This is a genomic window from Leifsonia xyli, assembly GCA_001647635.1.
Taxonomy (GTDB): Bacteria; Actinomycetota; Actinomycetes; order Actinomycetales; family Microbacteriaceae; genus Leifsonia; species Leifsonia xyli_A.
Genome location: CP014761.1, coordinates 3,542,676 through 3,564,786, shown reverse-complemented (window position 1 = coordinate 3,564,786; position 22,111 = coordinate 3,542,676). Strand labels below are relative to the sequence as shown.

18 protein-coding genes and 2 pseudogenes are annotated in these 22,111 nt (G+C 71.7%); 7 read left to right on the top strand and 13 right to left on the bottom strand.

Annotated elements, in window-relative coordinates; translation table 11 throughout:
* Nucleotide 1: 1 nt before the first annotated feature.
* A complete protein-coding gene (locus A0130_17465; protein ID ANF33205.1) occupies nucleotides 2-874 on the bottom strand; it encodes a phosphatase in 873 nt (290 codons plus the stop codon).
* Nucleotides 875-907: 33 nt separating this feature from the next.
* Here A0130_17465 and A0130_17460 point away from each other — a divergent pair, with 33 nt between their 5' ends.
* On the top strand, nucleotides 908-2,422 hold the full coding sequence (locus A0130_17460; GenBank protein ANF33522.1) for a Xaa-Pro aminopeptidase: 1,515 nt from the start codon (nucleotides 908-910) through the stop codon (nucleotides 2,420-2,422).
* Between the two features lie 76 nt (nucleotides 2,423-2,498).
* On the opposite strand, the gene A0130_17455 is transcribed toward A0130_17460, so the two are convergent.
* Nucleotides 2,499-3,122 carry a hypothetical protein gene (locus A0130_17455; GenBank protein ANF33204.1) on the bottom strand — a complete coding sequence of 208 codons (624 nt, stop codon included), beginning with the start codon at nucleotides 3,120-3,122 and terminating at the stop codon, nucleotides 2,499-2,501.
* A 78-nt stretch (nucleotides 3,123-3,200) separates the two neighbouring features.
* Here A0130_17455 and A0130_17450 point away from each other — a divergent pair.
* From A0130_17450 to A0130_17440, 3 genes and pseudogenes are all read left to right on the top strand, one after another.
* A pseudogene (locus tag A0130_17450) lies at nucleotides 3,201-4,522 on the top strand (magnesium transporter).
* On the top strand, nucleotides 4,509-5,033 hold the full coding sequence (locus A0130_17445) for a hypothetical protein (protein ANF33203.1): 525 nt from the start codon (nucleotides 4,509-4,511) through the stop codon (nucleotides 5,031-5,033). Before A0130_17450 ends, A0130_17445 begins: the two are co-directional and overlap by 14 nt.
* On the top strand, nucleotides 5,026-6,177 hold the full coding sequence (locus A0130_17440; GenBank protein ID ANF33202.1) for a sodium:proton antiporter: 1,152 nt from the start codon (nucleotides 5,026-5,028) through the stop codon (nucleotides 6,175-6,177). The genes A0130_17445 and A0130_17440 overlap by 8 nt, the downstream gene beginning before the upstream one ends.
* Nucleotides 6,178-6,337: 160 nt before the next feature.
* On the opposite strand, the gene A0130_17435 is transcribed toward A0130_17440, so the two are convergent.
* Genes A0130_17435 through A0130_17425 form a run of 3 tightly spaced genes read right to left on the bottom strand, consistent with a single transcriptional unit; the run spans nucleotide 6,338 to nucleotide 9,597 of the window.
* Nucleotides 6,338-7,822, bottom strand: a complete 1,485-nt coding sequence (locus A0130_17435) for a pyridoxal-dependent decarboxylase (GenBank protein ANF33201.1) — start codon at nucleotides 7,820-7,822, stop codon at nucleotides 6,338-6,340.
* Entirely contained in the window at nucleotides 7,809-9,176 is a 1,368-nt protein-coding gene (locus A0130_17430) for an MFS transporter (GenBank protein ANF33200.1), read from the bottom strand. Before A0130_17430 ends, A0130_17435 begins: the two co-directional genes overlap by 14 nt.
* Nucleotides 9,177-9,219: 43 nt before the next feature.
* A complete protein-coding gene (locus tag A0130_17425) occupies nucleotides 9,220-9,597 on the bottom strand; it encodes a translocase (GenBank protein ANF33521.1) in 378 nt (125 codons plus the stop codon).
* Nucleotides 9,598-9,694: 97 nt separating this feature from the next.
* On the opposite strand from A0130_17425, the gene A0130_17420 reads away from it, so the two are divergent.
* Nucleotides 9,695-10,327, top strand: coding sequence for a methyltransferase (locus A0130_17420; protein ANF33520.1), 633 nt, complete (start codon nucleotides 9,695-9,697; stop codon nucleotides 10,325-10,327).
* A 309-nt stretch (nucleotides 10,328-10,636) separates the two neighbouring features.
* Here A0130_17420 and A0130_17415 read toward each other — a convergent pair whose 3' ends face one another.
* Both A0130_17415 and A0130_17410 read right to left on the bottom strand, forming a co-directional pair.
* Entirely contained in the window at nucleotides 10,637-11,911 is a 1,275-nt protein-coding gene (locus A0130_17415) for a hypothetical protein (protein ID ANF33199.1), read from the bottom strand.
* The gene (locus A0130_17410; protein ID ANF33198.1) at nucleotides 11,880-12,977 is read right to left on the bottom strand and encodes a succinyl-diaminopimelate desuccinylase; all 1,098 of its coding nucleotides are present in this window, start codon (nucleotides 12,975-12,977) and stop codon (nucleotides 11,880-11,882) included. The genes A0130_17415 and A0130_17410 overlap by 32 nt, the downstream gene beginning before the upstream one ends.
* A 17-nt stretch (nucleotides 12,978-12,994) precedes the next feature.
* Here A0130_17410 and A0130_17405 point away from each other — a divergent pair, with 17 nt between their 5' ends.
* On the top strand, nucleotides 12,995-13,975 hold the full coding sequence (locus A0130_17405; GenBank protein ANF33197.1) for a 2,3,4,5-tetrahydropyridine-2,6-dicarboxylate N-succinyltransferase: 981 nt from the start codon (nucleotides 12,995-12,997) through the stop codon (nucleotides 13,973-13,975).
* A gap of 199 nt (nucleotides 13,976-14,174) precedes the next feature.
* Here A0130_17405 and A0130_17400 read toward each other — a convergent pair.
* The 3 genes and pseudogenes from A0130_17400 to A0130_17390 form a co-directional block, all read right to left on the bottom strand.
* Nucleotides 14,175-15,495: pseudogene (locus A0130_17400) on the bottom strand (branched-chain alpha-keto acid dehydrogenase subunit E2).
* Nucleotides 15,495-16,505, bottom strand: a complete 1,011-nt coding sequence (locus tag A0130_17395) for a 2-oxoisovalerate dehydrogenase (GenBank protein ID ANF33196.1) — start codon at nucleotides 16,503-16,505, stop codon at nucleotides 15,495-15,497. The pseudogene A0130_17400 and the gene A0130_17395 overlap by 1 nt, the downstream one beginning before the upstream one ends.
* The gene (locus A0130_17390) at nucleotides 16,502-17,653 is read right to left on the bottom strand and encodes a pyruvate dehydrogenase (acetyl-transferring) E1 component subunit alpha (GenBank protein ANF33195.1); all 1,152 of its coding nucleotides are present in this window, start codon (nucleotides 17,651-17,653) and stop codon (nucleotides 16,502-16,504) included. The genes A0130_17395 and A0130_17390 overlap by 4 nt, the downstream gene beginning before the upstream one ends.
* Nucleotides 17,654-17,835: 182 nt before the next feature.
* On the opposite strand from A0130_17390, the gene A0130_17385 reads away from it, so the two are divergent.
* A complete protein-coding gene (locus A0130_17385) occupies nucleotides 17,836-18,300 on the top strand; it encodes an AsnC family transcriptional regulator (GenBank protein ANF33194.1) in 465 nt (154 codons plus the stop codon).
* A 55-nt stretch (nucleotides 18,301-18,355) separates the two neighbouring features.
* Here A0130_17385 and A0130_17380 read toward each other — a convergent pair whose 3' ends face one another.
* The 3 genes from A0130_17380 to A0130_17370 all read right to left on the bottom strand — a co-directional run bounded on the left by A0130_17380 (nucleotide 18,356) and on the right by A0130_17370 (nucleotide 22,111).
* Nucleotides 18,356-20,644, bottom strand: coding sequence for a polyribonucleotide nucleotidyltransferase (locus A0130_17380; protein ANF33193.1), 2,289 nt, complete (start codon nucleotides 20,642-20,644; stop codon nucleotides 18,356-18,358).
* 295 nt (nucleotides 20,645-20,939) lie between these two features.
* Nucleotides 20,940-21,698: a fructosamine kinase gene (locus tag A0130_17375; GenBank protein ANF33192.1), complete on the bottom strand. Its 759-nt coding sequence runs from the start codon at nucleotides 21,696-21,698 to the stop codon at nucleotides 20,940-20,942.
* Nucleotides 21,695-22,111 (bottom strand): hypothetical protein, encoded by a 417-nt coding sequence (locus A0130_17370; protein ANF33191.1) that lies wholly within the window; start codon nucleotides 22,109-22,111, stop codon nucleotides 21,695-21,697. The genes A0130_17375 and A0130_17370 overlap by 4 nt, the downstream gene beginning before the upstream one ends.

Here is a 22,111-nt window from a genome sequence, read left to right as displayed (position 1 = left end):
GTCACGGAGCGTAGAAAGGCGCCGCGCCTGTCGCTTCTTCGATCATCGCGTCCACGACGGCCGGGTCTGTCGTGTTCTCGCCCAGACGGTTGGGTTTGCCTGCGCCGTGGTAGTCGCTGGAGCCGGTGATCCGCAGCCCGTACCGCGCCGCCAGCTCCCGCAGCCGGGCCACCCCGTCGGGCGTGTTCTCGCGGTGGTCGAGCTCGAGGCCGAAGAGTCCCGCATCCACCAGGCGCCGGAGCCGATCCTCGGGGATGACGCGGCTGCGACCGCCGGTCGCGGGATGCGCGAGCACGGGAAGGCCGCCCGCACCGCGGATGAGCCGCACGCCGGTCAGCGGCTCCGGCGCGTAGTGCGGCTGGAAGTAGCCGCTGCGCCAGTGAAGGATGCCCGCGAACGCGGCGCTGCGGTCGGACGCCAGCCCCCGGGCGACGAGGGCGTCGGCGATGTGCGGGCGGCCGACGGTCGCGCCCTCGGTCGCCTGCGCGAGCACGTCGTCCCACGTGATGTCGTAGTCGGCGGAGATCCGGCGCACCATGTCCTCTGCGCGCCGCATGCGGCCGTCGCGGATGCGCTTCGTCTCGGCGACGAGCGCCTCGTTCGCCGGGTCGAACAGGTAGCCGAGCATGTGGACGCTGGCGAACTCGATGCGGGTGGAGAGCTCCATACCCGGGATGACCGTGATGCCCGAGCGCGCGCCCTCGTCGGCCGCCTCCGCCCATCCGGTGGTCGAGTCGTGGTCGGTCAGGGCGACGGTGCCGAGTCCCGCGGCGGCGGCCGACCGCACCAGCTCCGCCGGCGTCTCGGTGCCGTCGGAGACGCTGGAGTGCGTGTGCAGGTCGACGGGACCACGGAACCGTCGCGCTTCAGCCATGGTCAACATCCTAGGAGTGGAAGAATGGTCGGCATGTCGCAGTCCACGCAGAGCACGACCGACCAGGCGCCGCGCGCCACGCAGAACCGCTCGACCACGCCGGGGTCGGACGCGTTCCGGGAGTACATCGGCAGCGGGTGGGCCGACAGGCCGGAGGCGCTTCCCGGTGCTCGGCCGCAGGCCGCGTACGCGGCCGCCCGACGCGCACGGGTGTCCGAACTCTTCCCCGGCAAGCGGCTGATCATCCCGGCCGGGCGGCTGAAGCAGCGCAGCAACGACACCGACTACGCGTTCCGCGCTCACTCGGCGTTCGCACACCTGACCGGCTGGGGCTCCGACTCCGAGCCGGGCAGCGTGCTCGTGCTGGAGCCGACAGCATCCGGCCACGACGCGACCCTCTACTTCCGGGAGCGCGCCGGTCGCGACTCCGACGAGTTCTACGCCAACCCGGAGATCGGCGAGTTCTGGATCGGGCCGCGCCCGTCCCTCGCGCAGGTCGCGAGCGACCTCGGGCTGCCCACGCGCGGCATCGCCGAGGTGCAGGCGGTGCTCGACGCGGTGGATGCGGACACGATCGTGCTCCGCGAGGCCGACCCGGCGCTCACCGACGAAGTGGATGCCGCCCGTCTGCTGCTCGGCGACGCCGACGACGCCGGCGCGGCGGACGCCGAGGACCACGCGGACGACGACCGGCTCGCCCGCGACCTCTCCGAGCTGCGCCTGGTCAAGGACGACTTCGAGATCGCCGAGCTGCGCGCGGCGGTGGAGGCGACCGCGCGCGGCTTCGAGGACGTGATCGCCGACCTGCCGCGCATCACCGCCCACCCGCGCGGCGAGCGGCTGGTCGAGGGCGTGTTCAACGGACGCGCCCGCGCCGACGGCAACACGGTCGGCTACGACACGATCGCGGCGAGCGGACCGCACGCCTGCATCCTGCACTGGACGCGCAACGACGGTCCGGTCGTGCCGGGCGACCTCATCCTGATGGATGCGGGCGTCGAGCTCGACAGCTACTACACCGCCGACATCACCCGCACGTTCCCGATCGACGGGACGTTCACCGAGACGCAGCGGATGATCTACGAGGCGGTGCTCGAGGCGGCTGACGCGGCGTTCGCGATCGTGAAGCCGGGGATCCGCTTCCGCGAGATCCACGCCACCGCGATGGGCGTGATCGCCCGCCGCACCGCCGAGTGGGGGCTGCTCCCGGTCAGCGCGGAGGAGGCGCTGCAGCAAGAGAACCAGCAGCACCGCCGCTACATGGTGCACGGGACGAGCCACCACCTCGGCCTCGACGTGCACGACTGTGCGCAGGCGCGGCGCGACCTCTATCTCGACGGCGTGCTGGAGCCCGGCATGGTGTTCACCATCGAGCCGGGACTGTACTTCCAGCCGGACGATCTGACGGTGCCCGAGCGGTTCCGTGGGATCGGCGTGCGGATCGAGGACAACATCCTGGTCACGGCCGACGGCGCGGAGAACCTGTCGATCGGCATCCCGCGCACGGCGGACGACGTCGAGGCCTGGGTGCGCCGCCTCTCCCGCTGACCTTTTTCATCCGTGAAGTGCAGCTAGTTGCGGTGCCCTACGGCGTGTCGACCGCAACTACCTGCACTTCGGCGGCTCAAGCCGGCGGCGCGGGGGGACGGTCGTCCGCCGCGGACGGAACAGGCGGTGCGGGCGGCGGGTCGGACGGGTGCTGCGGCTGCGGCGGCGGCGTCCATCCGGGTGCGGTGGCGGTGGGGGCGGCCGGCTGCTCCGCTCCCCCGCCCTGGAGCAGGTTGCGGGCGCGGTTGCCGAGCTCGCTGTCCACGACGACCGAGTAGCTGGTGGCGATGACCTGCTGGATCGACGTGAAGTCGCGACGACGCCGGTTCACGCCGTACGTGACCAGGCCCCACAGCATCCCGAACCCGGCGCCGATCAGCAGCGCGGCGAGCACGAAGGCCAGGCTGACCGTCGGCGAGAAGATGATGAGCAGCAGGCCGAAGAACAGGCCGAGCCAGGCTCCGGACGCAGCGCCCGCGAGTGCAGCGCGTCCCCAAGTCAGCTTGCCGGTGACCCGCTCGACGCTCTTCAGGTCGCTGCCGACGATCGAGACCTTGTCGACCGGGAAGTCCGCGCGGGCCAGCACATCCACCGCCTCCTGTGCCTGCGGGTAGCTCTCGAAGGTGGAGACCACCTCGCCCCGCGGCAGGGTCGGGAAGAGGATGCGGTTGCGCGCGTTCATCGGACCGGGTGTGCTCATGGGGCCATTGTTCCATCCCCGCCCGTGCCCGGCACAGGAAACAGCTGTCGTTCACCCGCGAGGGCTTAGGTTTATAGGGTGAGTGCCACGAGAGTGTTCGTCGCCCGCCTCGCCGGGACGACCGTGTTCGACCCTGTCGGTGACCGGGTCGGCAAGGTCCGCGACGTCCTCGTGGTGTACCGCAAGAACGACCCGCCGCGGGTGGTCGGCCTCATCGTCGAGATCCCGGGAAAGCGCCGCGTCTTCCTCTCGATCGGGCGCGTCACCAGCATCTCGAGCGGGCAGATCATCACCAACGGCCTCATCAACCTGCGCCGCTTCGAGCAGCGCGGCGGAGAGGTGCGCGTCATCGCCGAGATGCTCGGCCGGCGCGTGGTGTTCGCCGACGGCAGCGGCGAGGCGACGATCGAGGACGTCGCGATCGAGGACAGCGACACCGGCGACTGGGCGATCAGCCAGCTCTTCGTGCGGAAGCCGAAGACCGGTCCGTCCCCGTTCGGGAAGGGCCCGACCACCTTCGTCAGCTGGAACGAGGTGCGCGAGAAGCAGAACCGCGGCGAGGCGCAATCTGCCGAGCAGCTGATCGCGACCTACTCCGAGCTCAAACCCGCCGACCTGGCGAACACGCTCCTCGACCTCCGCAGCAGCGCATGCTGGAGGTCGCCGAGGAGCTGCCGGACGACCGGCTCGCCGACGTGCTGGAGGAGATGCCCGAGAGCGAGCAGGTGCAGATCCTCGCCCAGCTCGACGACGACCGCGCGGCCGACGTGCTCGACCAGATGCAGCCGGACGACGCGGCCGACCTCATCGCGCAGCTCTCCGACGAGCGCGGCGAGCACCTCCTGGAGCTGATGGAGCCGGAGGAGGCGGAGGACGTCCGCATGCTCCTCAGCTACAACCCGGACACCGCCGGCGGTCTGATGACGACCGAGCCGATCATCGTGTCGGCCGACGCCACCGTCGCGGAAGGCCTCGCCCTCATCCGCCGCCACGAGCTCGCGCCGGCGCTCGGCGCCGCCGTCTGCGTGACCCTGCCGCCGTACGAGGCGCCGACCGGCCGCTTCCTCGGCGTCGTGCACTTCCAGCGGATGCTGCGCTATCCCCCGCACGTCCGCCTCGGCACCCTGCTCGACCCGGGCCTGGAGCCCGTGACCGCCGACACCTCGGCGGCCGAGGTGTCGCGCATCCTGGCCTCGTACAACCTCGTCTCCGTCCCAGTCGTGGACGACAAGCACCGGCTCGTCGGGGTGGTGACCATCGACGACATCCTCGACTACCTGCTCCCCGACGACTGGCGAAGTCAAGACGAGGACGACCCCGTGAAACGCACGGAGCCGTCCGACCAGACCGGCAGCATCCGCGTTGTGAACGGAAGGAGGGGCGGAAGTGGCACGAGGTAGGCAGGATACGGCGCTGGACGCCCCCAAGGGCCTCCGGACACCGGTGCTCCGGCGCACGCCGGTGGAGTCCAGAGACCGCTTCGGGCGGTTCACCGAGTGGATCGCGCGCGCCATGGGCACGCCGTGGTTCGTGCTCGGTCTCACGATCTTCGTCGTCGCCTGGATGGGCTGGAACACGCTCGCACCCAACGCGTGGCGTTTCGACTCCTCCGCACTCGGGTTCATTGCACTGACGCTGGTGCTGTCCCTTCAGGCGTCGTACGCGGCCCCGCTCATCCTGCTCGCGCAGAACCGGCAGGACGACCGCGACCGCGTCCAGATCGAGCAGGATCGGCAGCGCGCCGAGCGCAACCTCGCCGACACCGAGTACCTGGCCCGCGAGGTCGTCGCGCTGCGGCTGGCCGTGCGCGACATGGCGACGAAGGACTTCATCCGCGCCGAGCTGAGGTCGCTGCTCGAAGACCTGGAGAAGTCCGAGTCGGGCGAGGGCGAACAGGCGGCCCGTGCCTGACGTGTCCGACCTGTCCGGCGCGGTCCGCGGCGCGTTGTCCGCGGTGCTCGACCCGGAGATCCGCAAGCCGATCACCGAGCTCGACATGGTGGACGCGGTGGCGGTGGATGCGGACGGCCGCGCGTCGGTCGGCATCAAGCTGACCATCGTGGGGTGTCCGGCCGCCGACGCGATCGAGCGGGATGTGCGCGCGGCGACGGCGGCGGTGCCGGGCGTGACGTCGGTCGCGGTGGACGTCTCGGTGATGACGCCGGCCGAGCGCCGCGCGCTGACGGAGAAGCTGAGCGCCGGGCGCCCCGCACGCGGGCAGCAGTTCGGGCCGGAGTCGCTGACCCGGGTGTACGCGGTGACCAGCGGTAAGGGCGGTGTCGGCAAGTCGACCGTCACCGCGAACCTCGCGGTCGCCCTGGCGGAGCGCGGGCTGCGCGTCGGGATCGTGGATGCGGACGTCCACGGCTTCTCGATCCCCGGCATCCTGGGCCTCACCGACGAGAACGGCGTCGCGCCGCGTCCGACGCGCGTGGACGACATGATCCTTCCGCCGGTCGCGTACGGCGTGAAGGTCGTCTCGATCGGGATGTTCGTCGACTCCGCCTCGGCGGCGGTCGCGTGGCGCGGACCGATGCTGCACCGCACCATCCAGCAGTTCCTGACGGACGTCTACTTCGGCGACCTGGATGCGCTGCTCCTCGACCTGCCGCCCGGGACCGGCGACGTGGCGATCTCGGTCGGGCAGCTGCTGCCGACCGCGGAGGTGCTCGTCGTGACGACCCCGCAGCCGGCGGCGGCGGACGTGGCCGAGCGGAGCGGGGTCGTGGCCCGGCAGACCGGGCAGAAGGTCATCGGCGTCATCGAGAACATGGCCGGGCTGGTGCAGCCGGACGGGTCGGTGCTCGAGCTGTTCGGGTCGGGGGGCGGCGCGGAGGTCGCGCGACGGCTGTCGGCCGGGCAGGACGAGGAGGTGCCGCTGCTCGCCAGCGTGCCGCTCAGCATCCCGCTGCGTGCCGGGGGCGACGCGGGCGCGCCGATCGTGGTGACCGACCCCGCCGACCCGGCCGCCGCCGCGATCCGCGCGGTCGCCGACCGGCTCGCAATGCGCGCCCGCGGCCTCGCCGGCCGCAAGCTCGGCCTCTCCGTCCGCTGACGCGCCCCCGCGCGCCCGCTCTACCCCGTCCGTGAAGTGCAGGTAGTTGCGCACCTGCACGGCGTGTCGACCGCAACTACCTGCCCCTGAGGCGCCGGGTGGTGACATCTGGTCGCCACTCGGTGCGGATGAGCGCATCTACTCACCACTCGCGGCCGGGTCAGGCGTCGGGAGGCTCCACCGCGCGGGCCAGCAGCTCGACGAGGAGGCGCTCGGCGGTGGGGCGCGGCAGCGCCTCCACGAGGGCGAGCAGCGGGGCCTGGTCGTCGGGGAGGCCGGGGGTCGCGCCTCCGGTGAGGCCGAGCGCGCCCAGGATGCGGGCCGCCGTCGCGGAGTCGAGCGGGCCCGCGTCCGCGAGCCCCGGCGGCAGGGCGCCCAGCACCGCCGCGCGGTCGACCGGCGGGACGCCGCGCGCCTCGTCGGCCGCGCCCCGCAGCGCCGCCTCCAGCTCGTCCAGCCGCCCCGCCGTCACGGGCGTGATCGTAAGGTGAGTGGTGTGCGGCAGCCGCGTCCCGTCGGACTGCGCGAGGCCGGGCTGCAGCTGCAGGATCCATCCCCGGCGCCGGACGCGGTCGGCCCAGTGGTGCGGGTCCACGCGCCGCTCCACCGGCACGGACTCGTCGGTCGCCACCGCGAACAACGGACCGGTCGGCGCGCCCACGACCCGCAGGCCCTCGATGTCGCCGACCACATCCACCAGAGCACGCGTCGCCCTCCCGCACGACTCCGCAAGCCGGGCGAAGCCGCGCGCGCCGAGCGCCTGCACGATGGCCCAGGATGCAGCCAGCGCCGCCGCCGACTTCGAGCCGAGCAGCGTGGCGTTCACGACCGGGTAGCCCGGCCATCCCGTCGTGGCGAAGTACTGCCGGCGCTGCCGGTCACGGTCGCGCTGCAGCAGCACGCTGGCGCCCTTCGGTGCGTAGCCGTACTTGTGCAGGTCGGCGGAGACGCTGGTGACCCCGGGCACGCGGAAGTCCCACGCCGGCAGCGCCGACCCGTCGGCGGACCGCCAGAAGGGCAGCACCCAGCCGCCGATGCAGGCGTCGACGTGGCACGCCACGCCCGCGGCGTCGCACGCGGCCGCGACCTCCTCCACCGGGTCGAGGGTCGCGTACGGGTACGACGGAGCGGACACGACGACGAGCGCGACGTCCGCGCCGATGCGCTCGATGAGGGAGTCGGCGGAGACCCGGCCGGTGCCCGCGTCCACCGGCACCAGGTCGAGCGCGAGGTCGAAGAGGGCCGCCGCCTTCTGGAACGCCGCGTGCACGGTCACCGGCGCGACCAGCCGCGGGGTGCCGCTGCCGCCCTCCGCGCGCCACGCATCCCGGGCCGTCTTCACGGCGAGGAGGCACGACTCGGTCCCGCCGGAGGTCACCGATCCCACCACGTCGTCGCCGCCGTGCAGCAGCTCGCGCGCGAACGCCACGACCTCCCGCTCCATCACCGCGACCGACGTGAACGTGGTCGGGTCGAGGCCGTTCACCGGCTGCACCAGGCGCATGGCCTCCGCGGCCAGCTCGTCGAGCTCGGGCATCCCGGAGTCGTACACGTAGCTGAGCACGCGACCGCCGTGCGTCGGCGCGTCCGCCGCCCGCAGCGTGGAGAGCCGCCCGAGGATCGCGGCCTGTTCAAACGACGCCATCGATGTCTCCCTTCCGCAGCCGGTACCGCGCGAGCGGCACCAGGCTGACCGCGATGATCAGGGCCGGGATAAGACTGAAGCTCAGCGCGATGCCCGCGACCGCGCTCCCCGGCTGAACGGCATCGGCCGCGGCGGCGCTGCGCGAGACGTAGCCGCTCACGGCGAGCACGATGCTGAGCACGGTCGCGCCGAGCGCCATCCCGGTGGTCTCGCCTGCCGTCCACATCCCGCCGAAGGTCCCGGCCCGGCCCTCGCCGTTGCGGCGCGCGTCGTGCGAGATGACGTCGGGGAGCATGGCCATCGGCAGCGACTGCATCCCCGCGTACGCGGCGCCCGCCAGCGCGACGGGCGCGTACACCCAGGCGCCCGGCGCCCACAGCAGCGCGACCATGGACAGCGCGGCGACGCCGAACAGGATGCTCGCGATCGCGAACCCGCGCTCCTTGCCGATGCGCCGGGCGACCACACCCCAGACCGGTGTGACGATCAGCGCCGGGCCGATCAGGGCGATGAACAGGAGCGTCACCGCGTCCTCCGAGTGCAGCACCCACGTCGCAACGTAGTTCGCGCCCGCCAGCATCAGCCCGGTCGCGAGCCCCTGCAGCAGGAAGGCGAGCAGCAGGGCGCGGAAGGGCTGGCTGTCGCGCAGGACGCGCACCCCGGCGGCGTAGTTCGAGCGCAGCGTGACGAGGATGCTCTCCCGCGGCGGCGCGTCGGCACCGGGCAGGCCGCGCGGCGCGACGAAGGCGGAGACGAGCATCCCGGCGCCGATCACGACACCGGCGACGAGGGCCATGAGCAGGTAGCCGCTGAACGCGTTGCCGCCGCCGAGCGACCGCAGTGCCGGTCCCCCAGCCCCGAACAGCAGGATGGCGAACGTCAGCACGACGACGCGCCAGGTCAGCAGCCGCGTCCGTTGGTCGTAGCCGGACGCGAGCTCGGCCGGCAGCGCGATGTACGGCACCTGGAACAGGCTGAACGCCGTCGCCGTCAGCACGAAGGCGACCAGCACCCACACCGCGGCGACCCCGGCCGGCGTCCCCGGCGTCACCGCGAACGTGAGCAGGAAGAACACCGGAAGGGCGATCGCCCCGAGCAGCATCATCGGCCGGCGCGAGCCGCGCACCGCCAGCATCCGGTCGCTCCGGGCGCCGATCACCGGGTCGATGATGACGTCCCACACCTTCGCGACCGTGACCACGACGCCGGCGACGATCGCGGCGACGCCGAGCGAGTCGGTCAGGTAGTAGACGAGGACGAGGCCCGGGAGGGTGGCGAAACCGCCGGTCCCCAGCGATCCGACGGCGTACCGCGCGACGGTCGCCCGGGTCAGCGACAGCTCCGTTGCGATCATGTCCGCAGCGTAGTGGATGCGCGACCGCGCGCCCCGCAGCGGCTCAGGTGGACTCGGTGTCGTACGGCGGCACCGCGCCCGCCGTCAGCGGCATCTTGCGCTGCGCGTACGCGGACTGCGTCACCGGCTTGATCGCACCGCCGGCCGCAGCGCCCGCCCCGGCCGCCGGATCCTCCAGCAGCGCCTCGCGAATGATCCGGCGCGGGTCGTACTGCCGAGGGTCGAGCTTCTTCCAGTCGACCTCGTCGAACTCGGGGCCCATCTCGTCGCGCATGCGGTCTTTCGCACCGTTCGCGAAGTCGCGGAGAGACCGCACCAGCTGGCCGAGCTTGGCCGCGTAGGTCGGGAGGCGCTCCGGGCCGATGACGAACGCCGCAATCACCGCCACGATCAGCAGCTTGTCGAAGGTCAGCCCGAACACCATTCCAGGGTATCGCGGCGGTGCCTCCACGGATGCCGTGCCAGCCGACCGTATCCTCGGAAGAAGCCGCGAGAAGCAGCTGATCGACGGGAGCGCTGTGTCAGAGAAGGACTCGAACTGGAGGTTCGCCGACGACGTCGTCGTCGAGAGCGAGGTGATCGCCCGCGCCCGGCAGCAGTCGCTGGAGCTGGGCATCGAGCCGATCTCCCCCGCGACGGGCGCTCAGGCGGCCGTCGTCGTCGCGGCAACACGCGCGGAGAACGTGGTCGAGATCGGCACCGGCGTCGGGGTCTCCGGCCTGTGGCTGCTCACCGGCGGGACGGAGGCGCAGCTGACGTCCATCGACGTGGAGGTCGAGAACCAGCAGCACGCGCGGGCGTTCTTCACCGAGGCGGGCGTCCCCGCGAACCGCGTGCGCCTCATCCCCGGTCGCGCCCTCGAGGTGCTGCCGCGGATGAACGAGAACTCCTACGACATCGTCTTCATCGACGCCGACCCGCAGTCGGTCATCGAGTACGTCGAGCACGGCCTTCGTCTGGTGCGCCCCGGCGGCACCGTGCTGGTCGCCCGGGCGCTGTGGCGCGGGCGCGTCGCCGACCCGGCGGCACGGGATGAGGTCGCAACCGGCTTCCGGACGCTCATCACCGAGACGTCCGCCTCCGGCGCGGTCATCGCCGCCCTCTCTCCCGCGGGAGAAGGGCTGCTGCAGATCACCAAGCTCGCGCCGTAAGGCCTGGTTCTACCGAGAAGGGCCCCGGATCGGTGCGATCCGGGGCCCTTCTCGGTAGAACGTTGTTTCAGGCGGAGGTCACGACACTCGCAAGCGCATCGTGGAGCTCTTTGGCTTCCGCGTCGTTGACGGAGACCACGAGTCGTCCCCCACCCTCGAGCGGCACACGCACGATGATGAGCCGTCCCTCCTTCACAGCCTCCATAGGCCCGTCCCCGGTCCTCGGCTTCATGGCCGCCATGCAGCTCCCCTTTCGTGGATGTCCTCCTATTATCCGACATCCTGGTGGGCCTGCGGAAATCGTGGGTATCACGGCGGTGACCAGTCGTATCCGTCGATCGTCCAGCAGATCGCGACCCATCCCACCTGGAGCGCGATGAACAGCGCCACCAGCGCCACCCGGTAGACGCGGCTGCGCGGCAGAGCGAGAGCGCCGAGCAGCGGGAACAGGGGCATCAGCAGGCGGAAGGTGCTCGACTGCGGGAAGAACACGGCGAGCAGATAGAGGGAGTAGGCGGCCACCCAGAAGCGCAGGTCGACGCCCAGCCGCCTGACCGCGGGCGAGAACAGCAGCACCGCGAACGCCGCCAGAATGACCACCAGGGCGACCACGCCGATCCATCCCGGCAGCCCGAGCATCGCGCTCGCCCACCAGTCGGCCCCCTGGAACCACGGCGCGAACGGCACCAGGTGCACGTAGCCGATGTACGGGGAGCGCCACGCCAGCTCGGTGTCGGTGTAGGCGGTGAGCGACCCCGTCGCGACGGCTGCGATCGCCGGCCACGCCAGCCCGGCGAGTCCGCTGAACACGGTCAGCGACACGCTCAGGACGCGGTCGCGCACCGGGAAGGGATCGTCGCGCCGGCGCACCCAGCGGTAGACGACGTGCATGGCCAGCGCCAGAGCGAACGCCAGCCCGCTCGGACGCGTGAACGCCATCGCCAGCACGACCGGGAAGAGCCAGCCGTACCTCCGCTCGACGAGCAGCAGCAGCGCGGTGACCAGCAGCAGGATGTACAGCGACTCGGCGTACGCGACCTGGAACAGCGGCGATACTGGCGCGACGCAGAACAGCACCACCGCGAAGAGGCTCTGCGACCGCGAGAGCCCGACCCGCCGCATCAGCTGGTGGAACACCAGGGCGGCGCCGGCTCCCGCCAGGAACGACACCAGCACCGCGGCGTACGGCCACGGCAGCCGAGTGATGAACATGACCGCGTCGACGACGCCCGGGAAGCCGGGCATGAACGCCCAGGCGTTCTCGCTGACGTGTACGCCATCCGTCGTCGGCAAGCTCGCCGGGTAGCCGAAGCCCGCGACGATCTCGTACCAGCGGCCATCCCAGATGTTGGCGAAGGTGAAGTAGTCGGGTGCGGCCGACGTCCACGCGTTCTTCGCCTCCGCGGCGGCGAACGCGAGCAGGATCACCGTGGTGACGACTCGCGCGGCCAGGTAGACGGCCAGCACGCGCACCCACCACAGCGTCCACCAGGCGCGGCGGAGGCCCGCGCCCTCGCGGGGCGCGTCGTCGGCGTCGCTCTGCGCGACGGAATCAGCGGGCGCCTGCACCCGTGAGCCAGGCACGCAGCCCCTCCTCGACCGCCACGATCTGCTCCACGTCCACACGCTCGTCGTCGGCGTGCGCCTTCAGCGGGTCGCCGGGGCCGTAGTTGACCGCCGGGATGCCCAGAGCGCTGAAGCGGGCCACGTCGGTCCATCCGTACTTCGGCTTGGCCACGCCGCCGACCGCGGCGACGAACTCCTGCGCGAGCGGCGCATCCAGCCCCGGACGGGCGCCGTCGGCGCGGTCGACCACCGTGATCTCGTAGTCGCCGAACAGCTCGTGCATGTGCTCGATCGCCTCCTGCGAGCTGCGCGACGGCGCGAACCGGTAGTTGATGTGCACCATGCACTCGTCGGGGATGATGTTGCCCGCGACACCGCCGGAGATGCCGACCGCGTTCAGACCCTCCTTGTAGACGAGGCCGTCGACCTCCACCTCGCGCGCCTCGTAGCCCGCCAGGATGTCCAGGATCGGCGCGGCCTTGTGGATGGCGTTGTCGCCGACCCAGCCGCGGGCCGAGTGCGCGCGCAGGCCGTAGGTGCGGACCTCGACGCGCAGGTTGCCGTTGCAGCCGCCCTCCACGACGCCGTTGCTCGGCTCGCCCAGGATGCCGAAGTCGCCGACGAACAGGTCGGGCCGGTTGCGGGCGAGGCGGCCGAGGCCGTTCAGCTCGGCGTTGACCTCCTCGTGGTCGTACCACATCCACGTCACGTCGACGGCGGGGTCGGTGAGCTCGGCGGCGAGCTTCAGCTGGACCGCGACGCCGGCCTTCATGTCCACCGTGCCGCGGCCCCAGAGGTAGCGGATGCCGTCCTGCGTCTCGAAGCGCGTCGGCAGGTTGCCGTTGAGCGGCACCGTGTCGATGTGCCCGGCGATCAGCGCGCGGCGCTCCCGGCCGAGGTTCGTGCGGGCGACGATCGCATCGCCGTCGCGGATCACCTCGAGGTGCGGCAGACCCGCCAGCGACGCCTCGATGGCGTCGGCGAGGGAGCCCTCGTTGCCCGAGACGGACTCGATGTCGCACAGCTGGCGGGTCAGATCGATGGACGTGGCGCTGAGGTCGAGGGTGAGGCTGTCGTTCTGCACCCTACTAACCTAGGGGCATGCCTTCAGACGTGCCTGACAGTTCCGCCGCGCCCCGCTCCGCCTGGGGCTACGGCCTCGCCACCGTCGCGGCCGACGGCACGGTGCTCGACACCTGGTACCCGTCGCCCCGGCTCGGGACGCTGCCCGCCGGCCGCGACCGCTGGATCGCCCCGGCCGAGTTCGAGGAGCTCGCGGGCGAGGACCCGCGCCGCGCCGTCCGCATCGACATCGTCACGGTCGAGATCGACCTGGATGCGCCTCCTGCCTCGACGCCGGACGCCTACCTGCGCCTTCACCTGCTCTCGCACCTGCTCGTGCAGCCCAACGGGCTGTCACTGGATGGCATCTTCGCCCACCTGCCGAACGTGGCGTGGACCAACGCGGGCCCGGTCAATCCCGCCGACCTCGACCGGCTGCGTCCGCGGCTGCAGCGGGCGGGCATCCAGGTCTCGGGCGTGGACAAGTTCCCGCGGCTGCTCGACTACGTCACGCCGGACCGCGTCCGCATCGCCGACGCCTCCCGCGTCCGCCTGGGCGCGCACCTCGCGCCGGGCACGACGGTCATGCACGAGGGCTTCGTGAACTTCAACGCCGGGACGCTGGGCTCGTCGATGGTCGAGGGCCGCATCTCGCAGGGCGTCGTCGTGGGCGACGGGTCGGACATCGGCGGCGGCGCATCCATCATGGGGACCCTGTCGGGCGGCGGGACGCACCGCGTCTCGATCGGCGAGCGCGCGCTGCTCGGCGCGAACTCGGGCATCGGCATCTCGATCGGCGACGACTCGGTCGTCGAGGCCGGCCTGTATGTGACCGCAGGGACCAAGGTCGTGCTCGTCGGCGAGGCGCCGACCGCCGACGGGCGCCCGCAGACGGTCAAGGCGGCCGAGCTCTCTGGTCAGCCGGGGCTGCTGTTCCGCCGCAACTCGCTGACCGGCGCCGTCGAGGTGCTGCGCCGCGCGGGCGTCGGCGTGGAGCTGAACGCCGCGCTGCACGCGTAGCTGCGGCGCCTACCGGTTCCAACACGCCGTTACGCTGGCGCGCATAACGGCGAGTCGGGACCAGTCCTTCGTCTGTGGGACGCAACGCGCCGTTACGCGGGCGCCGTGACGGCGCGTTGCGACCCATGGATGCGTGTGGTTGACGCGACGCGCCGTGCGGCGCGGGGCGAGCGCGGCGTGTTGCGTCACGCAGAGCGGGTCAGACCATGGTGAGGACGGAGGCGGGGTCGGAGAGGATGCGGCCGACGTCGGCGAGGAAGCGGGAGGCCTGCTCGCCGTCGACGATCCGGTGGTCGAAGGTGAGCGCCAGGGTGAGCACGTCGCGGAGGGCGATGCCGCCCTGGTGCTCCCACGGCTGCCTGCGCACGGCTCCGACCGCGAGGATCGCCGCCTCGCCGGGGGTGAGGATGGGCGTCCCGATGTCCACGCCGAACACGCCGACGTTGGTGATCGTGATGGTTCCGCCGCTGAGGTCGGCCGGCGCGGTGCGGCCGGCCCGGGCGGTCTCGGCGAGCAGCCGGATCGCGCCGGCGAGGTCGGCGAGCGACAGGGCGTCGGCGTCCCGGATGACCGGCACCATCAGGCCGCGCGGGTGGCGGCGGCGATTCCGAGGTGGACGTATTCCGCCTGCACGATCTCGTTCGCCGCGTCGTCCCAGCGGGAGTTGACCTCGGGCGTCCGGCGGACGGCGAGAGTAAGCGCCTTCGCGACCACCGCGAGCAGCCCGGGACGCACCTCGGCGAACTCGGGACGCGCGCGCAAGCGGGCGGTCAGCTCGGTCGTCGGCGTCACATCCACCGTGAGGAAGACGGTCGCCTGCGGCGCGCCGAACGCGCTGCGGACCATCGCCTCCGCGGTCGCCTTGCGCACGCCGCGGATCGGGATGCGCGTCTCGCGCACCCCGGCGGACGGCGTGGTCGGTGCGGAGCCGCCCTGGGCGGACGACTGCACATCGGCGCGGGTGATCAGTCCGCGGTCGCCCGAGCCGGCGATGGATGCGAGATCCACGCCCAGCTCGCGCGCTAGCTTCCGCACGGGCGGCGTCGCCCGCGGCCGCTCGGCCAGCGCGGTGGCAGACGCGACGGACGACGCGGCCCCACCGCCCACTCCCGATGCCACCAGCCCCGGCCGCGCACGCCGCGCCGGGCGGCTCGCCGCATCCGGCCGCGCGCCGTACCCGACCAGCGTCGGCTCCGGGGCGTCCGCCGGACGGCTGTCCGCCACCCGGTCCTCCGCGGCCTCCGGCGCAGGCGACTCGGTCGCCGTCCCGGGGTCCGCCCCTCCACCTCGAACGCGACCAGCGGCTCCCCTACCGCCACCGTCACGCCCGGCTCGACGAACAGCCGCGACACCTTACCGTCGTACGGTGCCGGCAGCTCGACGAGCGCCTTGGCCGTCTCGACCTCCGCGATGATCTGGTTGAGCTGCACGGTGTCGCCGACCGCCACCTTCCACGCGACCAGCTCCGACTCGGTCAGTCCCTCACCGAGGTCGGGCAGCGCGAACTCCTTGACCGCCATCAGTCCTCCACCCCGCTCAGCGAGTTCGGCCGGTCCATCGCGCGGTCGATGCCGTCGAGGATGCGGTCCAGGTCGGGCAGGTGAGCCGACTCCAGGCGTGCGGGCGGGTACGGGATGTCGTGGCCGGTGATCCGGACCGGCGCGTGCTCCAGGTGGTAGAAGCAGCGCTCGGTGATCGACGCCGAGATCTCCGCCGCCAGTCCGCCGGACAGCGCGGCCTCGTGGGTGACGACGAGGCGGCCGGTGCGCTTCACCGACGCGACCACCGTGTCCAGGTCGAGCGGCGACAGCGAGCGCAGGTCGATGACCTCGACCGAGACGCCCTCGTCGGACGCCGCGACCGCGGCATCTCGCGCCAACTGCACCAGGCCGCCGTAGGTCACCAGGGTCACATCGGTGCCCTGCGTCACGACGCGTGCGGTGCCCATCGGGCGGGCGTCCGCGAGCGGGGCGTCCTCATCCACCTCGCCTTTGGCGTGGTAGCGGCGCTTCGGCTCGAAGAACAGCACCGGGTCGTCGGAGGCGATGGCCTGCTGGATGAGCGTGAAGGCGTCCTGCGGGTCCGACGGGCTGACGACGCGCAGGCCGGCCGTGTGGGCGAAGTACGCTTCGGGCGAGTCGGAGTGATGCTCGGCCGAGCCGATGCCGCCGGCGAAGGGGACGCGGATGACGATCGGCATCCGGACGTTGCCGCCGGTCCGGTAGTGCATGCGCGCGACCTGGTTCACGATCTGGTCGAAGGCCGGGTAGATGAAGCCGTCGAACTGGATCTCGACCACCGGCCGGTAGCCGCGGTACGCCATCCCGACCGCCGTGCCGAGGATGCCGGACTCGGCGAGCGGCGAGTCCATCACCCGGCGCGGGCCGAACTCGGTCTGCAGGCCGTCGGTGACGCGGAACACGCCGCCGAGGGTTCCGATGTCCTCGCCCATCAGGACGACGTGGTCGTCGGCGGCGAGCGAGCGGCGGAGGCCGGCGTTGATCGCCTTGGCCATGCTGAGAGAGGTCATCGTCCGTCGCTCCCCACGAACGTGCGGAGGTACCGCGAGTAGTGGTCCCGCTGGCGTGCGAGGCCGGTGTGCGGCTCGGCGTAGACGTTGTCGAAGACGGACAGCGGCTCCGGGTCGGCGAGCGAGGTGATGCCCGCGCGCATCTCGGCGGCCACGGCATCCGCCTTCGCGAGGATCGCGGTCATCCGCTCGTCGGTGAGGGCGCCCTGGGCGTTCAGGTACGCCTCGACGCGCGTCACCGGGTCCTTGCCGCGCCACTGGTCGAGCTCGGACGCGTCGCGGTAGCGGGTGGGGTCGTCGGCGGTCGTGTGCGGGCCCATCCGGTAGGTGACGGCCTCGATGAAGGTCGGGCCGCCTCCGGTGCGGGCGCGGTCGAGCGCTGCACGGGTCACGGCGAGCACGGCGAGGACGTCGTTGCCGTCGACGCGGACGCTCGGCACCCCGAAGCCCGGCGCGCGGTCGGCGATGGGACGCTGCGCCTGCAGCGAGACGGGCTCGGAGATCGCGTACTGGTTGTTCTGGCAGAAGAAGACGACCGGCGCGGCGTAGGTCGCCGCGAAGATCAGCGCCTCGTTGACGTCCCCTTCGCTGGTCGCTCCGTCGCCGAAGTACGCCACGGCGACCGCGTCCGTGCCGTCGGCCTGGATGCCCAGCGCGTACCCGGTCGCGTGCAGCGTCTGCGCGCCGATGATGACCTGAGGGGTCGCCATGTTGATGTCGTACGGGTTCCAGCCGCTCTGCGTCGTGCCGCGCCAGACGCGCAGCAGGTCGACGAGGCCGGCGCCGCGGCAGTAGGCGACGCCGTGCTCGCGGTAGCTGGAGAAGACGAAGTCGTCGGAGCGCAGCGCACGTCCGGAGCCGATCTGGGCGGCCTCCTGGCCGAGCAGCGGGGGCCAGAGGCCCAGCTCGCCCTGACGCTGCAGGGCGGTCGCCTCGGCGTCGATGCGCCGGATGACGCGCATGTCCTCGTAGAGCGCGAGCAGCTGGTCGGTGCCGATGTCCGAGACCCACGCGTCGTAGCGGTCGTCCTCGTGGCGGACGCCGTCCGAGTCCAGCAGACTCACGACGTCGATGACGCCGAGGCCGAGTCCCCCGAGATCCGTGTGGGAGCCACTCCGACGGGTGGCGGGCTGATTGTCGATCGTCACGGTTCACGCAACCTTCACTCTCGCGCCCGGACGGCGAGCTTGTGGCGCGCGCGACCGGCTTCCGGCCTCCTTGCCGGAATTGAGGGAAGGCTACGCTCCCGGATCAGCGCGCACAACCATCGGCGTGTCGGCCGTGCAGGATGCACTATGCACCGACATCAACACCTGCTACTTTTCACACTATGCGCAGCTTCGACAAGACCGACCGACGCATCCTCCTGGCGCTCGCGGACGACCCGCGATCGACCAACGTGTCGCTCGCCGACCGCCTCGGACTCAGCCGGAACACCGTGCAGGCGCGCGTCGCCGAGCTGGAGCGGAGCGGCGCCTTCCTGTCGTTCGAACGCCGGATCTCGGCACGGCTGGCGGGGTACCCGCTGGCGGCCTTCGTCAACGTGCACGTGCAGCAGCAGCGGCTGGCGGAGGTCGTGGAGAGCCTGGCCGCGATCCCCGAGATCGTGCAGGCGCACGGGCTCTCCGGCCCGTCCGACCTACTGCTGCGGGTGGTGTGCGTGGATGCGGAGGACCTGTTCCGGATCACCGGAATCATCCAGTCCACGGAGGGCGTCGACCGGGCCGAGACCTCGCTCGACATGGGCGAGCTCATCCCCTACCGCCTGCGACCGCTCCTCACGCGCGACGCTTAAGACGCGAAAGCCGCGCCGACCCGGGAGTCGACGCGGCCTTCGTGGTGCGAGAGCGTTACGCCTCGGCGGGAGCCTCCACGGGGGCTGCCTCGGCCGGAGCCTCGGCGCCCTCCTCGGCGATCACCGGCGCGAGCGACAGCTTTCCGCGGTCGTCGATCTTGGTGATCTCGACCAGGATCTTCTGGCCGACCCCGAGCACGTCCTCCACGTTCTCCACGCGCTTGCCACCGGCGAGCTTGCGGACCTCGGAGATGTGCAGCAGGCCGTCCTTGCCCGGGAGCAGCGAGACGAACGCACCGAACGCGGCGATCTTGACGACGGTTCCGAGGAACTGCTCGCCGACCTCCGGGTTGGTGGGGTTCGCGATCGCGTTCACCTGGGCACGGGCCGCCTCGGCCGAAGGGCCGTCGGTGGCGCCGATGTAGACGGTGCCGTCCTCCTCGATGGAGATCTCGGCGCCGGTCTCGTCCTGGATCGCGTTGATCGTCTTGCCCTTCGGGCCGATCAGCTCGCCGATCTTGTCGACCGGGATCTGGACCGAGATCACGCGCGGCGCGGTCGGGGCCATCTCGTCCGGACGGTCGATCGCGGCGTTGAGCACGCTCAGGATGGTGGTGCGGGCGTCCTTCGCCTGGGTCAGCGCGCCGGCGAGCACCGACGACGGGATGCCGTCGAGCTTCGTGTCGAGCTGGATCGCGGTGACGAACTCGCTGGTTCCGGCGACCTTGAAGTCCATGTCGCCGAGCGCGTCCTCGGCGCCCAGGATGTCGGTGAGCGCCGCGTAGCGGGTCTCGCCGTCGACGACGTCGGAGATCAGGCCCATGGCGATGCCGGCGACCGGGGCGCGCAGCGGCACACCGGCGTTCAGCAGCGACAGGGTCGAGGCGCAGACGGAGCCCATCGAGGTGGAGCCGTTGGAGCTGAGCGCCTCGGACACCTGACGGATCGCGTACGGGAACTCCTCGCGGCTCGGCAGCACCGGCACGAGCGCGCGCTCGGCGAGGAAGCCGTGCCCGATCTCGCGACGCTTCGGCGAACCCACGCGGCCGGTCTCACCGGTCGAGTAGGGCGGGAAGTTGTAGTGGTGCAGGTAGCGCTTCTTGGTGACCGGCGACAGCGAGTCGATCTGCTGCTCCATCTTGAGCATGTTCAGCGTGGTGACGCCCAGGATCTGGGTCTCGCCGCGCTGGAAGATCGCCGAACCGTGGACGCGCGGGATGACCTGCACCTCGGCGTCGAGCGGACGGATGTCGGTCAGACCGCGACCGTCGATACGGATGCCCTCGCGCAGCACACGGCCGCGCATGACGACCTTCGATACGGACTTGTACGCCGCGGAGAACTGGGTGAGGACCTCAGGCTCGAGGACACCCGCCTCCACCTTCTCGGCGAGGGCCGCCTTGACGCGCTCCTTGAGGGCGTCGTCGGCGTTCTGGCGCTCGACCTTGTCGGCGATCTGGTACACGTTGACGAGCTCGTCGTAGGCGAGGCCGGCGACGTTGTCGTACGTGGTCTGCGAGTAGGGCAGGAACACCGGGTAGTCGGCGATCGCCTTGGCGGACTGCTGCGCGAGCACGTTCTGCGCGCCTACGAGCTCGCGGATGAACGGCTTGGCCGCCTCCAGACCCTGGGCGACGACCTCCTCGCTCGGCTTCACGGCGCCACCCTGGATGAGGTTCCAGCTGTTCTCGGTGGCCTCGGCCTCGACCATCATGATCGCGACGTCGCCCTCGGAGCCGTCCTCGTTGGTGAGGACGCGGCCCGCGACGACGAGGTCGAACACGGCCTCCTCGAGCTGCGAGGCCTTCGGGAACGCGATCCACTGGTCCTCGTGCTGGCCGTTGCCGGGGATGAGCGCGAGGCGCACACCGGCGATCGGGCCGGAGAACGGCAGACCGGAGATCTGGGTGGAGGCGCTGGCCGCGTTGATGGCGAGCGCGTCGTAGAACTCGTCCGGAGCGATGCTCAGGACGGTGATGACGATCTGCACCTCGTTGCGGAGGCCGTCGACGAACGACGGGCGCAGGGGGCGGTCGATCAGACGGCAGACCAGGATCGCCTCGGTCGAGGGGCGGCCCTCGCGCCGGAAGAACGAGCCGGGGATCTTTCCGGCGGCGTACGAGCGCTCCTCGACGTCGACCGTCAGCGGGAAGAAGTCGAAGTTGTCCTTCGGGTGCTTGCTGGCGCTGGTGGCGCTCAGCAGCATGGTCTCCTCGTCGAGGTAGGCGGCGACGGCGCCCTGCGCCTGCTGGGCGAGGCGTCCGGTCTCGAACCGGACGGTGCGGGTGCCGAAGCGGCCGTTGTCGAGGACGGCTTCGGCGAACTTGATCTCAGGACCTTCCAAGAGGTCTGTCTCCTTTGTTTAACGTCGCGGTCCCGTGTGGACGCGACTTCATCCAAGGAGCAGGAACAGGCAGTTCGACACGTTCTGTGTACGCGGCATCCCATGCGGGTGCGTGGGCTGAGCCCGTCTGGCCATCAGTAGAAATACACGGTTGCGACGCCTCTTCAGCACTGTCTCGCATCCGGATACCACCACCGAGGACCAGCTCCTGCCAGCCTGCTCCGGGTTCCTTCTCGGTATTGAGTTGGAATGTCGGCGCACGGCCGACCTCGTCAATCCTACCAGTCGGCGGCCGTCAGAGGGCGAGGGTCGCCCGCGCGGCGTCGGCGAGCGCGTGCCCGTACGACGGTCCATGGCCGGCCGCGTGCACCGCCAGCGGGTGGAGCTGGTGCAGCGGGATGCGGTCGCGCCAGCCCGTGCGAAGCGGCCGGGCGCCCTCGTATCCGGCGGCGATGTCGTCCAGGAACGGCGCGCCGAACAGCGCCAGCATCGCGAGGTCGGTCTCCCGGTGGCCGCCGTGCGCCGCGGGGTCGATGAGCACGGCGCCCCGCGCATCCCACAGCAGGTTGCCGTTCCAGAGGTCGCCGTGGAGGCGCGCGGGCGGCTCGTCGTCGTCGAACTCCCCCGCGTCCACGCGGTCGACCGCCTGGCGGATCACCGGCAGCTGCGCCGAGGTGACGGTGCCCGCCTCCACCGCGATGTCGAGGTACGGGAGGACGCGGTCGCGCGCGTAGAAGCGTCCCCAGCTCGTCTCGTGGGCGACCGGCAGCGGGCGCCGGCCGATGAACAGCGGGCCGTCCCATCCCTCGGGCGGGGCGCCGAAGGCCGACGCGCCTGCCGCGTGCGTCGCGGCGAGCGCCGCCCCGAACGACCGCGCCGCCTCCCGGGTCGGCCGCGCCGCGTGGATGCGCTCCAGCTCGATCCAGCCGGGCCCCACCGAGGCGACGCGCACGACGCGGGCACCGCCTTCGGGCTCCGCCGCGGCGAGCCATTCGAGCCCCGCGGCCTCCGCCTCGAAGAAGCGCGCGGGCGCGTCCTCCCGCTCCTTGGTCACCGTCTCCACGCGGCCACCCTACGACCGAGGACGACGACCGCGACGCCGAGCAGCGTCCCGAGCGTGTTGGCCGCCAGGTCGCGCGGATCGCTCACCCGCGCGGGGAGGAAGAGCTGCACGAACTCGATGACCAGGGTCGCGACGACGCCGATGCCGACGACAAGCCACCACCGCCAGGCGCCGAGCAGCAGGGTGAACAGCACCCCCATCGGGACGAACAGCAGGATGTTCACCGTGAACTCCGCCACGTCGTAGTCCACCCAGCCGAACCCGGGCAGCGACGACACCGCCCGCAGCAGGGCGCGCAGCAGCGGGTTTCCTGCCGGAGCCGGTGGCCGCGGATCCAGTGTGATCACCGCGACCGCGAGCAGATACACGGCGGTCAGGATGGGCAGCACGGCACGACGGCGCAT